The following is a 13,430-nucleotide window of genomic DNA, read 5'->3' on the forward strand; positions in this document are numbered from 1 at the left end:
CCATCAATGTGTCGGGCCGGAGAAAAGGCGCGCGGGGCCCGTACGTCAAGTACGAGCGGCGAGTATGGACAGCGATTCTGCTTATCCCACAGTGCTGCGGTCGGCATCACAATCGAAGCGAGCAGCCATGGAGGCCCTGATGTCCGAGACTACGCCCAATCTCGCCCTGCCGCTGGTGATGCCGGCCCAGGCGCAAAAACATGTCCCTGTGAATGAGAGCCTGCTGCGCCTTGATGCGCTGGTTCAGGCCCAGGCGCAAAGCCGCAGCCTGGCTGTGCAGCCCGGCGATCCCGGGGACGGGCAATGCTGGCTAATCCCCGCTGGCGCCAGTGGCGATGACTGGACTGCGATGACGGCCGGCTCGCTGGCGATCTGGCGCGACGGCTTCTGGAGCGAAGTGACGCCCAAATCCGGCTGGCGCGTTCATGTGCTCGACGAGGCACGTGATGTCGTGTTCGGCGGTTCGGCCTGGCATTTGGCCGGTGCCGACACAGTCCTCGCCGAATCGCCCGGCGGCGCGAAAACCCGGGCGATCCTCATCGCGGACACTGTCACCGGCTTGACCGGCGCCAGTGTTGTCACCGCGATCACCATCCCGGCACGTTCAATCGTCTTCTGTGTCTCCGTCCGTACCGATGAAGCCATCACAGGTGCCAGCAGTTTCGATTGCGGCATAGCCGGCGAAACCTCGAAATTCGGTGGTTCGCTGGGGATATCAGAGGGAGCGAGCAATCTCGGCGTCATAGGCCCCACGGCCTTCTATAGCGACACGCCCATCGTCCTCACGGCCAATGGTGGCAGCTTCGCCGGCGGCTCGGTCAGTCTCGCCATCCATGCCTGGATGCCGGTGGCGCCGGATTAGGGGAGGGCGCGTTCGTCAACCTCAGCCCCCGTGCCCCGGACCGGGTGAGGATCATAAAGCCCCTGGCGGCCCCGCTAGCCCTGGAGCCCCGCCATCACCCCATTCAGCTGTTCCTGCACCGTATCCGTCATTGCATGACCATTGACCGGAACCATGTGCAAGCTCGCATGGGGGCAAGCGGCTGCCAGGCGCAGGGCTCCGCGCGGTGGGCAGACCATGTCATAACGGCTGTGCAGGATATGCATCGGTATATCAGCCAGCCGTCCGGCATTGGCGATCAATTGGTCCGGCTCGAGAAAACAGGCATTGCGGAAATAATGCGCCTCGATCAGCGAATGGGCCGCGACGAATCCGGGCCCGCGTTCGGCCAGACCGTCGCGCGTGGCTTGCGCCGATTGATCGAGCCAGGACAGCCGGTCCTCATATTCCGTCCAGCGATACAAGGTTGATTGGCGCAGCTCGGTCAGGCTCGCCGCCGGATCGGCCAGACGGTTCAGCACCGTAAGGCCATCGGCCTGTTCGCGCTGCATCTCTTCAAAGCACCAGTCCATGATCGTGCGCGGCGTGGTGCGATAGTGCTGCGGCACAGGGGCAATGAAAGCGGCGAAGGCTTCCGGGAAGAAGCGCGGCGCGCCGGCCTCGCCATGCCACCAGTCCAGCTCGTCGCGCGTGCTGAGGAAGATTGCACCGACCACCAGCGTGCTGACGCGCTCCGGGTAGGCCTGGGCATAGGCCAAGGCCAGGGTCGAGCCCCAGGACGGGCCGAACACGATCCAGCGTTCAATCCCCAGATGCATCCGCAACGCCTCGATATCACCGATCAGGTCGGCGGTTGTGTTGGCGTCGAGCGACAAGTGGGGCGTTGAGCGGCCACAGCCGCGCTGGTCCATCAATGTTATCTCGAAGCGCGCCGGGTCGAACATACGCTGGAACCGCGGCGAACAGCCCGAGCCCGGGCCGCCGTGCAGCACCAGAAGGGGGATGCCGTTTGCCCGCCCGCATTGTTCCCAATACAGGGCGTGACCGGCGGAGACGGGGAGTTGCCCGCTGCGAAACGGGTGGATGGGCGGAAATTGCGGGCTCATCGGAAACCTTTGGAGAAAATGCCGGGGGCCGGGACGTGTGAAAATCTGGCCCAACCTGTCAGCGCTCGCCAGGGCCGCGTCAATGCACCTGCGCCGGCAGGAGCGGCGCGACATCGCGGCTGGCGGCTTCGAGGCTGGAATAGGAATGCCCGTCCTGGTCCCGCCGCAACGGGCCGCGTCGGCCATTGAAATAGGCGTTGGCACTCCAGCCGCACACCGTGTTGCTGCCGGCGGGAAGGCGCCGGGCAGCGACTTCCTGGGTCAGCACGCCGGGGCCCTCGGCAATCGGGCTGAAGACCGGCTTGAGTGAATGGGCGCGCAGCCCGGCCTCGACGCGCGCGCGCGCGGCGTCCAGGTCAAGCGGGCAGGCAGACCGGGCGGTCATATCCTCGGTCAGGTTGACGATGGAATAGATCAGCTCGGTCTCCGGCGCGGCTTGCGGCGCCGGGATACTGCCGGTCTCGTGCAGCTGGGGTGCAAGCGCGGTCAGGCCAGTGCCGACACAGGCTGCGAGCAGGACCGCCACCAGGGCGCGTTGCCAGTTGGAATTCATTCTCTCCCAGCCCCCTTGGAAGCGCAGTGGGCAATCTACTGAAACCGCCCGGATCGGTCCAGCGCCCTCAGTGCATTGCGCGAGGGCGTTGACCGATAGACACTATCCAACTAATTGTACAATTAGTTGGATAAATAAAGTGCACAGAGACCGCCATGGCCGAAACCCTCTTCTTCGTCGGATGCACGGCCTTCGCGCCGGGGCCGAAGCCGTGGTCGAAACGGTTGGGTGATCGGATGGCCGTCGATCCGCATCCCGCGACTCGCCGCGCCCTGCCGCGTCCGGAGCACGCGCCGCGAAGGGCGCCAGGCACCGAAGGCGAGTCTCCATTCTCTTTGAGCCACCCTCCCAGTCAGCAAACCGAGGCCAGAGCATGTCAAAACTGAACCCCTTGTTCCGGGCCACAGCCCAAATTATTGCCGCTCTGCTGGCAGTTGCGGTGATGGCCGCGCTGACGCGTCTTGCGCTCCTGCCGGCCCTGCAGGGCCTGCTGCATCTCGACGATAACGCTCTGAGCTATGTGCGGCGTGGTCTGATGCTGCTGGCCTTCGCCCTGGGGTATTGGGGCTATGTCCGTTGGGTCGAGAAACGCCCTGCGTTTGAGCTCTCGCCAGCCCTGGGGACAATCCTGCTCACCGGGATGGGCGGCGCTGCCCTGATCGGCCTGCCGGTAGCTTTCCTCTATCTCACAGGAAACTACCAGCTGGTCGGGACGGGGGGATTCGGCGGCATGGCGGGTGTTGCAATGGTGATTCTGGCGGCCGCGATGTTCGAGGAAGTGGTGTTTCGTGGCATCGCATTCGGAATCGTCGAGCGGCATTTCGGCAGTTGGGCGGCCTTGTTCGTTCCCACGGTCGTGTTTTCCGCCGCCCATATTTTCAACGCTCACTGGGGCGGCTGGCTGTCCTTTGCCACCGGCGTGACGATTGGCGGGATCTGGACGCTGACCTATATGCTGACCCGCAATTTGTGGGCTGTCATGCTCAACCATGCTCTGTGGAATTTCACCATTTTCGCCACCGGCCTGCCGCTGACTGGCATGCAGGACTGGCGCGAGCTGGCACCGCTGCGCAGCGAAGTCAGAGGCCCGGACTGGATGTCCGGCGGCCTGGCCGGGCCGGAGGATACGGTGCTCATGCTGGTGGTCTCGAGCCTGGCCGTTTTTGTTCTGCTGTTGATCGCGCGCCGTCGGGGTCAGTTCAGGCCAGCCGGCAGCGGGGCTGCCATGGTTCAGCACGAATCGCGGACGCAAGCCGGGGCGGGCTAGCTGCAGGGTGCCCACAAGCCTGGAGACAGAATGGGGGTGGAGAGAAATGGTGCCGCCACACAGATTTGAACTGTGGACCTCGTCATTACCAATGACGCGCTCTACCCCTGAGCTATGGCGGCGTCGGGTCGCTTTAGTCGCGACGCGAAGCCGGGCGTATAATACATGGTCGGCCTCCCGCCAAGTGCGTCTTGACGTGACGAGCTGCGTTCGACATGACCAATGACATGAGCAACACACCGACCCCGCCGCGCAAGCCGCCGACTGCCGGCAACCCAGACACGCGTGAGGCAAGGCTGGCTGCGGCCCTGCGCACCAATCTGCGCCGCCGCAAGGCCGAGCGTGCTGCAGCTGTGCCCGCGGCAGATGCGGCCGTGGATAATCCCGGCGATGAGGCCGGTGAGGACTGCACTGCACAAGCTTCTGCAATCCCTGTCACGAAATCTCCCCGGGATGGGTCATAATCCCGCCGGGTTCGACCTGCTGCATGCAGGTTCAACGGATTGAGGAGTGAGAATGGACCGGATCATCATCCAGGGCGGTGCGCGGCTTGAAGGCCGTATCCCGATCAGCGGTGCCAAGAATTCGGCGCTCAAACTGATGGCGGCAGCGCTGCTGACCGATGAGCCGGTGACGCTCGCCAATATGCCGCGCCTGGCCGATTCGCGGTTCATGGGCCATTTGCTCGCCGAGCTGGGTGTTTCGGTCGAGGAGGGCGAGGGCGCCGAGCTGCGCCTGCACGCTGCGACGATTGCCAACACCTATGCCCCCTATGACCTGGTGCGCAAAATGCGCGCCACCTTCAATGTTCTCGGGCCGCTGCTGGCCCGTGAAGGCCGTGCCCGCGTGTCCTTGCCCGGAGGCTGTGCCATTGGCGCCCGACCGGTCGATCTGCATCTCAAGGCGCTCGAGGCGCTGGGGGCCCGCATTGAGGTCTCCGAAGGTTATGTCGACGCCACGGCACCGGCTGGCGGGCTGGTCGGCGGCGAGATCGATCTGCCCTTCGCCTCGGTTGGCGCGACGGAACACGCCATGCTCGCGGCGGCCCTGGCGCGTGGCGAAACCGTGATCGAGAACGCCGCCTGTGAACCGGAGATAGCCGATCTTGCCGCCATGCTGACAGCGATGGGGGCGCCGGTTGAGGGTGCCGGCAGCAGCACGATCCGGATCCAGGGGCAGAACCGGCTGAAGGGCGTGCGTCACCATGTCGTCGGCGACCGTATCGAGACGGCGACCTATGCCCTGGCGGTTGCCGCAACCGGCGGTGACTGCATCCTTGATGGCGCGCAATGGGCTCACAACAAGGCGCTCTGGCGCGCAATGATCAATGCCGGTGTCACCGTCGAGCCGGCCGACCAGGGTGTGCGGGTGGCCCGCAATGGCGCGCGATTGCAGGCCGTTGATATCGAGACCCAGCCCTATCCGGGCTTTCCCACCGACGCCCAGGCGCAGTTCATGGCGCTGATGACGCTGGCCGAAGGCACATCGGTGATCCGCGAGACCATTTTCGAGAACCGTTTCATGCATGCGCCCGAACTGACGCGGCTGGGTGCCGATATCAGCGTTCATGGCAGCGAGGCCGTGGTGCGCGGTGTGCCGCGTCTGCGCGGAGCCCCGGTGATGGCGACCGATTTGCGCGCCTCGGTCTCGCTGGTCATTGCCGGGCTTGCCGCCGAGGGTGAAACCGTGGTCAACCGGGTCTACCATCTCGATCGTGGCTTCGAGCGACTGGAAGCGAAATTGTCCGGCTGCGGTGCCCGCATCGAACGCCGGTCCGACTGACGGAGAATAACGTGAAACGCGCTGTAGCCCCGCTGCGCCTGACGGCGCTGGATGTGACGGATCTGGAGGCGATTTCGGCTGCCTTGCAGGATGCCGTGGCCCAGCTGGGCGATTTCGAATTCTCCAGCCGTCAGCGTAACTTCACCATTGCCTTCAACCGCTTCCGCTGGGAGGCCGGTGGCCGCAAGCAACGTGTGCGCTGCGGGCTGCAATTCGGCCATGTCCGAGCCGCGCGCTCGCACAATCTGCGCAAGGGTGCCGACGAGGCGGTCGTTAATCTGCTCTCCATCAGCTTCGTGCCGGGCGAGGCCCCGTCGGGCGAGGTCGTGCTGGTCTTCTCCGGTGGCGGCGAGATGCGCCTCGATGTCGAATGTCTCGACGCGGCGATGATCGATATCAGCGCACCCTGGCCGGCCACGCGGCGGCCTGAACATGAACTGGATGGGTCATGAGTGGCGATGCCAACCTGCCGGACCGGATTGTCCGGATCGATCTCGACCTGGCCAGTATCGGCCCGACAGACGTCAATGCCGATCATGAGCGCCGTGTGGCCATCGCCGATCTGCTCGAGGGCAACAGCTTCCGCCCGGTCAGCGATGCCGTTGGCGATACCAGCGGCCCCTACGCCCTGCGCCTGGCGATCGAGCATGACCGGCTCCTGTTCGATGTCCGGCTGGAAGACGATACACCGGTCCGTGCCTTTGTTTTCGCGCTGGGGCCGCTGCGCCGCATCGTCAAAGACTATTTCATGATCTGTGAGAGCTATTACGAGGCCGTGCGCGATGCACCCCTGGCCCAGATCGAGGCCATCGATATGGGACGTCGCGGTGTCCATAATGAAGGCTCGACCCTGCTGCGCGAGCGCCTGACGGGCAAGATCGAGGTTGATTTCGACACATCGCGCCGCCTCTTCACCCTGATCTGTGCCCTGCACCGGCGGGCCGCGTCATGAGTGTGCCATCAGTCCTGTTCGTGTGCGGCCGCAATGCGATCCGCTCACCAATGGCGGCTGCCTTGTGGCGGCAGCAATTCGGTGACGCGGCGCAGGCGCGCTCCTGCGGCGTGATCCCGGCTGCCTTTGCCGATGGCTTCATGGTTGCGGTGATGGCCGAGCTCGGCTGCGATCTGGAAGACATTTCGCCGATGGCGCTGAGCGGCGTTACCGATCCGCCCGCCGCCCTTGTCGTCTCGCTCTCGAGCGCCGCTGACCGGCTGGCCCGGCAATACGCGGCGGACAAGTCAGCCGAGTTCCAGGCCTGGCCGATTCCCGATCCCAGCGAGACCGGTGGCAGCCGTGAACAGCGCCTTTCCGCCTACCGGCAAACGCGTGATGCCATCAAGGCCCGCATCGCCGATTGGCACTTGCCGCGAAAAAGCGCCTGAAGCCTCGACTTTATAGGGCAGGCGGGACTATAACGCGCGCCGGGGCGCTATCGGCCCGAGAGTCGGGCTGATCTGTTCAGTTTTTGTCCCGCATTGACGAGTATGAGGAGCCGCATGGCTAAAGAAGAATTATTGGAGTTTCCCGGCGAAGTGACGGAATTGCTCCCGAACGCGACCTTCCGGGTGAAGCTCGAAAACGACCATGAAATCATTGCCCACACAGCGGGCAAGATGCGCAAGAATCGTATCCGCGTTCTGGCCGGCGACAAGGTGCTGGTCGAGATGACGCCCTATGATCTGACCAAGGGCCGGATCACCTATCGCTTCAAATAAGATCGCAAGCGGCGTGGATGCGCGAAACGGATGCCCGCATGGCTGAGCCCCGCCCACGCCTGATCCTGGCCAGCGCCTCACCGCGCCGCCTGGACCTGCTTGCCAGCGTCGGCCTTGTCCCGGACGCCGTTGAGCCCACCGATATTGACGAGAGCGAAATCCCCGGAGAGCTGCCTGGCCCTCTGGCGCAGCGTCTTGCGCTCGAAAAGGCCTCGGCCCACGGCGACACAGAGGCCTACGTGCTCGCCGCCGACACGGTTGTCGGTGTCGGTCGCCGCGTCCTGCCGAAGGCCGAGACCGAGGCCCAGGCGCGCGCCTGTCTTGCCCTGCTGTCGGGGCGCAATCACCGCGTCTATACCGGCATCGCCCTGCGGACACCCGATGGTGAGCTGACGGCAAAACTGGTCGAGACCCGCGTCAAGCTGAAGCGATTGAGCCGGCCGGAAGTGGAACACTATATCGCCAGCGGCGAATGGCGCGGCAAGGCCGGCGGTTACGGCATACAGGGCCGCGCCGGTGCGTTCGTCATCTCGCTGATCGGCTCCTATACCGGCGTTGTCGGCCTGCCTGTGTATGAGACCGTCAATCTGTTGGCCGGGCGCGGCTATCCGGTCTTCGAAGCCCGAAACGAGGCGAAAAACCCATGATCCGCCAGATCCTGATCGAAGAGAATATCGGCGAGACCCGCGCCGCTGTCGCCGAAAACGGCCGTATCGTCGAGCTGCATCTCGACCGTTGGTCGGAGCTGCGCCAGCGTGCCGTCGAGGGCGAGCTCTATCGCGGCCGTGTCCGCCGCGTCGAACCGGCGCTCAATGCCGCCTTTGTCGATCTTGGTCTTGGCGAGGAGGGCTTCATGCCGTTCGGAAAAGCGGGACGGCCCAAGGGCTTGCATGAAGGCGCGGCCATCGGCGTGCGTGTGTCGCGCGAAGCCTTTGCCGACAAGGGCCCGACGCTCAACCTGGTTGAAGTCCCCGCCGGTGATGCGCCGGAATGCCTCGAGCCGGCCCCGATCCTGGCCCAGCGCCTGGCGCAGATATTTTCGGGCGCCGATGTCGTCTGGGCCGACGAGACCGATTATGATCTCGAGGAAGCCTTTGAGCTGGCGATGGACCCCGTCGCTCCCATTCCCGGCGGCGGCTCGCTCTGCATCGAGCAGACCCGCGCCATGGTCACCATCGATGTCGATGCCGAGGGCCGCAAGGGCACCGGCTCGCCGCTGCAGCTGGCCCAGGCACTCAATCTCTCCGCCGCCAAGGAAGCGGCGCGTCAGATCCGCTTGCGCGGCCTGGGCGGTATTGCGGCGATTGATTTCGTCCATATGCGCGGTCAGCCCGAGCGCAAGGCGGTCGAACAGGCCCTGCGCCAGGCTTTCCGCAAGGACCGCGCCAAGGTCGATGTCGCGCCGCTCTCGCAATTCTGCGTCGGCGAGCTGGCGCGTCAGCGCCGCGGCCGTACCCTGGCCGAAATCCAGCTTGATGACACCGGCGCCCCGAGCGTTGAGACCTGCGCCCTGGCCGCCATCAGGCGGCTGGAAGGCGAGGCGAAGGCCCAGCGTTCGCGCAAGCTTATCCTGCAGGTGCCGGCCGAAGTCCACGCCTGGCTGGAAGCCGACACAATCGGCTGGAATGCCGCCCTGGCCGAGCGAATCGGTGCCCGTTTCACCCTCGCGCTGAAGGATGAGTTCCGCCGCGAGGAATGCGGAGTAAAATCCTGATGTCCAAACCCGTTACCTGCCCGATGTGCAAACAGCCGCCCGTCGAGGCCTTCAAGCCCTTCTGCTCGAAACGCTGCGCCGATCTCGATCTGGGCAAATGGTTCACCGGTGCCTATGCCATTCCCGGCGAGCCTGTTGACCAGGCTGACGAGACCCCGCCGGCCGAGCCGGACAATGGCTAGGCAGGTCGCATGGCGGCTTCACTGCAATAATCTGCGATCCAGAGCGCTGCATCGTGGACAGAGGCCAGCGCGCACCTTATAAACCGCGCTCTCGCCAGCGGCCCAAAGCTGCCTGGCGAGCCCGGTGCCCGGATAGCTCAGTTGGTAGAGCAGCGGATTGAAAATCCGCGTGTCGGTGGTTCGAATCCGCCTCCGGGCACCATTTTCCACTTTATGGCCAATCGCTTTGCCCCGGGGTGTCGCTCCGGTGGGCTGGCCTGTTGTTGATCCAGGATGTCGGTGACGGGCACCCGGGACGGAGGGCGGTCCGCCGGGCGGATTGATCCCTTGGACCCTGCCGAACCAGGCGCCAGATACAGCCTGTGCCGCGCGTGTCAGGCGGCCCTGCTGGCGGCGAGCGTTTCGGCGATAATCGCTGTCAGTTTTTCGAGCCGGTAGGGCTTGGCGAGGTGGCCGTCGGCTCCGGCCTGCAGATAGGCATCGATCTGGTCGGCCATGGTATTGGCGGTCAGGGCGATGATCGGGGTTCGTGGCAGGTTTTGCTCCGCCTCGAGCGCCCGCAAGGCCAGGATCGCCGCCGCGCCGTCCATCACCGGCATGTGGATATCCATCAGGATGATATCGGGCCGCCGGCGCTTCCAGGCCTCGATGGCCTGCTCTCCATTCTCGACCAGGGTGATCTCGCGGCAGCGCGGCGCCAGCAGGCTCTGCAGGACCAGCCGGTTGGTCGCCACGTCTTCGGCTACGAGAATGGTGGTGCGGGCCAGCACGGCCTCGGCATCGGGCGTGGCCGCGGGCTCTGTCACCTGGCCGTCGGCAGTCTCGCTGCGGATGGCGGGAATGGCGAAGCTGAACACTGATCCCTGACCGGGCTCGCTTTCGACCCGGATCCAGCCGCCCATCAGCTCGCAGAGGCGTCGGGAAATGGACAGGCCGAGACCGGTGCCGCCGAATTTTCTCGATGTCGAGGCATCGGCTTGCATGAAGGGGGCAAACAGCCGGCCGCAGGTCTCGGCGTCCATGCCGATGCCGGTATCGGATATTTCGAACACCAATTCTTCGCCCTGTGCCCCCTGGTGCACCTTCGCAGTCACCGTGACGCTGCCGGTCTCGGTGAATTTCAGGGCATTGGCGATCAGATTATTGAATATCTGCCGCAGCCTGTTGGCATCGCCAATAAAATTGCCACGTGCCGGTTCGGCGATATCAAACGTGAGCGCAAGGCCGCGATGGGTTGCCATGAGTGTGTGGGCGGAGATCACGGAGCTCAGCAATTCGTCGAGCTGGAAGGGGGCGTGGGTGACCGCCAGCATGTTCGCCTCGATCTTTGACAGGTCGAGAATATCGTCAATGAGGCCCAGCAATGATTCTCCCGATTCCCGGATCGTCCTCACCGTGTCGCGCTGGTGGCCATCAAGGCCGGTCTCCTGAAGCACTTGCGCCATGCCGAGCACACCGTTCAACGGGGTGCGGATTTCGTGACTCATATTGGCCAGGAACTGACTCTTGAGCTGGTTGGCGCTTTGAGCCAGGCGCGTGGCCTCCTCAAGTTCGGCCTCACGGGCATTGAGCGTATTCACCATGCCGCGCAGGGCCTTCGCCCGCCGGTTGGCCACACGGGTTACGGCGGTGACGCTGGTGGCCAACAGGCTGAGCAGCAAACCGATGGTCCAGGTCGCCGACACGGCGTAACGCCGGAAACTGCCAAGCAATTCCGCGGTTGGCTGCACGCGCAACGTCCATTCCACGCCGTTGAACTGGACGAGCGAGGTCGCGGCAGTGCCTTGAGGCCCGGCGGCAAAGTTTCGCGAGGTCCAGATTGTCTCTCCCAATTCCTCGACGGCGATCGAAAACTGGCTCAGCTGTTCAATCTGCAGCAGGTTCTCGATCAGACGCTCTACCGCAAAAACGCCGATGATCAGGCCTCCCGGCGCATCATCATGGCGAACGGGATAATAGGCGACGAGACCGCGCCCGCCCTGTACCAGCTGGAAACTATTGGTGACCATCATCTCGCGGTTGCGCACCGCATTGCTGATCCCGATCCTGCGCCACTCGACGCTGAACAGGTCGAGATCAAGCGCCGCTTCATTGCCAATCAAGGGCTCGATCCAGCGGATGCGATAGCTGGTATCAGCCCATTCGATCGCCTGCATCCAGGGCTTGTCGTCCAGATAGGCCCGGGCGTCGGCCACCCAGACCTCATAGGGCAAACCTTCCGGCTGCACCGCAAAGCGCTGCCCCAGCCGGTCGATTGCCAGCATTTCCTGGACGATCTGGTATTGCAGATGATCGCTGAGGTCGTCGGCCCGTGTCTCGACTGCGAAACGCAGTGCGGCAAGCCGATCGGTCTCGGCGCGGGCGGCCAGCAGGTAAGTGCTGACCAGGCCAGCCAGCAGCACGAGCAGGGGCCAGGCAAGGGTGTCCAGGCTCAGGACCTTGATCTGATTGAGGTCCTGTCGGGTCTTGTCCTGCGTCATGGGCCCACCTTCAAGCTTCGCCTTCCAGAATGCCGGTCAGAGCAAAAAATATGCTTAACACCACTGGATGGAGAGTGTGGACGTCGAGCCGTCCGCGGCCGCGCCGAAACAAAAACGCCCGACCAGCCGGCCGGGCGTTTCCGTGTCACTGGCTGGTGCGATGGACTACACCAGTTCCTTGAGCGTTTCGGCGTTGAAGTCCGCCAGTTCATCAAACCGTCCATCGCGCACTTTCACGGCCCATTCCGGGTCGGAGATGAGAGCGCGGCCGACGGCGACGAGGTCGAATTCGCCGCGCTCCAGCCGCTCGATCAGGCCGTCAAGCGATGAGGCGGGCGAGTTCTCGCCCATGAAGGCACCGATGAAGTCGGAGTTGAGCCCGACCGAGCCGACCGTGATGGCCGGTTTGCCGGTCAGTTTTTGCGTCCAGCCGGCCAGGTTGAGATCCGAGCCTTCAAACTCCGGGATCCAGAAACGGCGCGTCGAGGCGTGGAAGATGTCGACCCCGGCGTCGGAAAGCGGGCCAAGGAAGGCAGCGAGTTCGTCAGGTGTTTCGGCCAGCCGGGCGTTGTAGTCCTGCTGTTTCCATTGCGAGTAACGCAGGATGAGCGGCAGATCGGCGGGAATTTCCGCGCGCACGGCCTTGACGATTTCCTGGACGATCGTGGTGCGCTCGACGAGGCCGCCACCGAAGCGGTCATCGCGCTGATTCATGCCGTCCCAGAAAAACTGGTCAAGCAGATAGCCATGGGCGCCGTGCAGCTCGATCGCGTCAAAGCCGAGGTCTGCGGCGGCCTTGGCCGCCTTGGCGAAGGCGGCGATCGTGTCGGCAATGTCTTCTGCACTCATCGCTTCGCCGACGGTCTTGCCGCCGGGCATAATGCCGGAGGGGCTGTCGGACCTGGCTTCAGGGTGCGGACCAGTGCCCGGCTTGCGAGCCAGGCCGACATGCCAGAGCTGCGGTGCGATCTTGCCGCCGGCGGTATGGACGGCGTCGACGACACTCTTCCAGCCGGCCAGGGATTCGGATTCATGAAAATTGGGTATGGCCGGATCGAAACTGGCACCGGGCCGGTCGACTGTGGTTCCTTCGGTGATGATCAGGCCGACCGCGTTCTCGGCGCGGCGGCGATAATAATCGGCCACAGGCTGGCCCGGAACGCCGCCCGGGCTTTTGGAGCGAGTCATCGGGGCCATCACGATACGGTTGGGCAGCTGCAGCGAGCCGAGCGAGAAGGGCTTGAACAGGGCGTCGGTCGAGGTCATCCGGGTATCCTTGGAAATGAAAACTGTGCCCACAGGTAAGGTGGTTTTTCCAGAAATCGACCCTCGGGTATGTATTTCGGCCATACGCCGGGCGGCATGGGAGCCTGGGCGGGCGGGGTGCGCTCCGGGATAGTGGCGGATATCCCCGCCCTCTGCCACCGATCCCACGTCATCTGACGCAAGTCTGGACCTCGACGTGACAAGTGCGCAGCCCGGTCTATCGAGGTCCTGACTGGAGTTCACCCCCGCGCAGGCGGGGGGCGCGATGACGATAATCTGGCGATGTTATCCCCACCCCCTCGACCTGCGCTTATGCTCACAGCGTTCCGGTCGCACGGGAGGCACGAGCTCAGTCAGTCGCGGCGGTCGGGAGCGTGCAGCCTGTCCGGGCGAAGGGGTGACAACCTGAGCGCTGGCAGGGCGTCCATTAAGGTCTGACGGCACTAAACGACCGACCTGAATACCTTTCTGGATTGGAAACGGCGGTGGAGACGCCACGGGAAAACTGCACGTGCGGGACGTC

Annotated in this window: 14 protein-coding genes and 2 tRNA genes; 11 read left to right on the forward strand and 5 right to left on the reverse strand. The window is 64.3% G+C overall.

Annotated features, from left to right (window positions below; translation table 11 throughout):
- Positions 1-139: 139 nt before the first annotated feature.
- Positions 140-862, forward strand: coding sequence for a DUF2793 domain-containing protein (locus tag BLT42_RS13170; RefSeq protein WP_233342498.1), 723 nt, complete (start codon positions 140-142; stop codon positions 860-862).
- Positions 863-936: 74 nt separating this feature from the next.
- On the opposite strand, the gene pip is transcribed toward BLT42_RS13170, so the two are convergent.
- Both pip and BLT42_RS13180 read right to left on the reverse strand, forming a co-directional pair.
- A complete protein-coding gene (pip, locus tag BLT42_RS13175; RefSeq protein ID WP_091771547.1) occupies positions 937-1,947 on the reverse strand; it encodes a prolyl aminopeptidase in 1,011 nt (336 codons plus the stop codon).
- Between the two features lie 79 nt (positions 1,948-2,026).
- The gene (locus BLT42_RS13180) at positions 2,027-2,500 is read right to left on the reverse strand and encodes a hypothetical protein (RefSeq protein ID WP_091771549.1); all 474 of its coding nucleotides are present in this window, start codon (positions 2,498-2,500) and stop codon (positions 2,027-2,029) included.
- 373 nt (positions 2,501-2,873) lie between these two features.
- On the opposite strand from BLT42_RS13180, the gene BLT42_RS13185 reads away from it, so the two are divergent.
- Positions 2,874-3,767, forward strand: a complete 894-nt coding sequence (locus BLT42_RS13185; RefSeq protein WP_091771551.1) for a CPBP family intramembrane glutamic endopeptidase — start codon at positions 2,874-2,876, stop codon at positions 3,765-3,767.
- A 47-nt stretch (positions 3,768-3,814) separates the two neighbouring features.
- Here the strand turns inward: BLT42_RS13185 and BLT42_RS13190 are convergent.
- Positions 3,815-3,889, reverse strand: a tRNA-Thr gene (locus BLT42_RS13190).
- 394 nt (positions 3,890-4,283) lie between these two features.
- Here BLT42_RS13190 and murA point away from each other — a divergent pair.
- The 9 genes from murA (at position 4,284) to BLT42_RS13240 (ending at position 9,363) form a co-directional block, all read left to right on the forward strand.
- On the forward strand, positions 4,284-5,549 hold the full coding sequence (gene murA / locus BLT42_RS13200; RefSeq protein ID WP_091771555.1) for a UDP-N-acetylglucosamine 1-carboxyvinyltransferase: 1,266 nt from the start codon (positions 4,284-4,286) through the stop codon (positions 5,547-5,549).
- An 11-nt stretch (positions 5,550-5,560) separates the two neighbouring features.
- Positions 5,561-6,001, forward strand: coding sequence for a DUF2948 family protein (locus tag BLT42_RS13205; protein WP_091771557.1), 441 nt, complete (start codon positions 5,561-5,563; stop codon positions 5,999-6,001).
- Entirely contained in the window at positions 5,998-6,501 is a 504-nt protein-coding gene (locus BLT42_RS13210) for a UPF0262 family protein (protein WP_091771559.1), read from the forward strand. Before BLT42_RS13205 ends, BLT42_RS13210 begins: the two co-directional genes overlap by 4 nt.
- A complete protein-coding gene (locus BLT42_RS13215; protein WP_091771561.1) occupies positions 6,498-6,932 on the forward strand; it encodes an arsenate-mycothiol transferase ArsC in 435 nt (144 codons plus the stop codon). The genes BLT42_RS13210 and BLT42_RS13215 overlap by 4 nt, the downstream gene beginning before the upstream one ends.
- A gap of 114 nt (positions 6,933-7,046) precedes the next feature.
- The gene (infA, locus tag BLT42_RS13220) at positions 7,047-7,265 is read left to right on the forward strand and encodes a translation initiation factor IF-1 (RefSeq protein ID WP_019961978.1); all 219 of its coding nucleotides are present in this window, start codon (positions 7,047-7,049) and stop codon (positions 7,263-7,265) included.
- Positions 7,266-7,303: 38 nt separating this feature from the next.
- Positions 7,304-7,912 (forward strand): Maf family nucleotide pyrophosphatase, encoded by a 609-nt coding sequence (locus BLT42_RS13225; RefSeq protein WP_091771576.1) that lies wholly within the window; start codon positions 7,304-7,306, stop codon positions 7,910-7,912.
- Complete coding sequence (locus BLT42_RS13230; RefSeq protein WP_091771563.1) at positions 7,909-8,979, forward strand: ribonuclease E/G; 1,071 nt, start codon at positions 7,909-7,911, stop codon at positions 8,977-8,979. The genes BLT42_RS13225 and BLT42_RS13230 overlap by 4 nt, the downstream gene beginning before the upstream one ends.
- Positions 8,976-9,161: a DNA gyrase inhibitor YacG gene (locus BLT42_RS13235; protein ID WP_091771578.1), complete on the forward strand. Its 186-nt coding sequence runs from the start codon at positions 8,976-8,978 to the stop codon at positions 9,159-9,161. Before BLT42_RS13230 ends, BLT42_RS13235 begins: the two co-directional genes overlap by 4 nt.
- A gap of 126 nt (positions 9,162-9,287) precedes the next feature.
- Positions 9,288-9,363: transfer RNA gene (locus tag BLT42_RS13240), tRNA-Phe, on the forward strand.
- A gap of 172 nt (positions 9,364-9,535) precedes the next feature.
- Here the strand turns inward: BLT42_RS13240 and BLT42_RS13245 are convergent.
- A complete protein-coding gene (locus tag BLT42_RS13245; RefSeq protein ID WP_091771564.1) occupies positions 9,536-11,641 on the reverse strand; it encodes an ATP-binding protein in 2,106 nt (701 codons plus the stop codon).
- 165 nt (positions 11,642-11,806) lie between these two features.
- Positions 11,807-12,907, reverse strand: a complete 1,101-nt coding sequence (locus tag BLT42_RS13250) for an NADH:flavin oxidoreductase (protein ID WP_091771566.1) — start codon at positions 12,905-12,907, stop codon at positions 11,807-11,809.
- Positions 12,908-13,430 lie beyond the last annotated feature (523 nt).

The sequence above is a fragment of the Maricaulis salignorans genome (assembly GCF_900103475.1).
Classification (GTDB): Bacteria; Pseudomonadota; Alphaproteobacteria; order Caulobacterales; family Maricaulaceae; genus Maricaulis; species Maricaulis salignorans.

Bases quoted from the DNA above. Each gene is read 5' to 3' on its own strand.
- BLT42_RS13170 (WP_233342498.1), top strand. From the start codon at position 140: ATGTCCGAGACTACGCCCAATCTCGCCCTGCCGCTGGTGATGCCGGCC.
- pip (WP_091771547.1), bottom strand. From the start codon at position 1,947: ATGAGCCCGCAATTTCCGCCCATCCACCCGTTTCGCAGCGGGCAACTC.
- BLT42_RS13180 (WP_091771549.1), bottom strand. From the start codon at position 2,500: ATGAATTCCAACTGGCAACGCGCCCTGGTGGCGGTCCTGCTCGCAGCC.
- BLT42_RS13185 (WP_091771551.1), top strand. From the start codon at position 2,874: ATGTCAAAACTGAACCCCTTGTTCCGGGCCACAGCCCAAATTATTGCC.
- murA (WP_091771555.1), top strand. From the start codon at position 4,284: ATGGACCGGATCATCATCCAGGGCGGTGCGCGGCTTGAAGGCCGTATC.
- BLT42_RS13210 (WP_091771559.1), top strand. From the start codon at position 5,998: ATGAGTGGCGATGCCAACCTGCCGGACCGGATTGTCCGGATCGATCTC.
- BLT42_RS13215 (WP_091771561.1), top strand. From the start codon at position 6,498: ATGAGTGTGCCATCAGTCCTGTTCGTGTGCGGCCGCAATGCGATCCGC.
- infA (WP_019961978.1), top strand. From the start codon at position 7,047: ATGGCTAAAGAAGAATTATTGGAGTTTCCCGGCGAAGTGACGGAATTG.
- BLT42_RS13225 (WP_091771576.1), top strand. From the start codon at position 7,304: ATGGCTGAGCCCCGCCCACGCCTGATCCTGGCCAGCGCCTCACCGCGC.
- BLT42_RS13230 (WP_091771563.1), top strand. From the start codon at position 7,909: ATGATCCGCCAGATCCTGATCGAAGAGAATATCGGCGAGACCCGCGCC.
- BLT42_RS13245 (WP_091771564.1), bottom strand. From the start codon at position 11,641: ATGACGCAGGACAAGACCCGACAGGACCTCAATCAGATCAAGGTCCTG.
- BLT42_RS13250 (WP_091771566.1), bottom strand. From the start codon at position 12,907: ATGACCTCGACCGACGCCCTGTTCAAGCCCTTCTCGCTCGGCTCGCTG.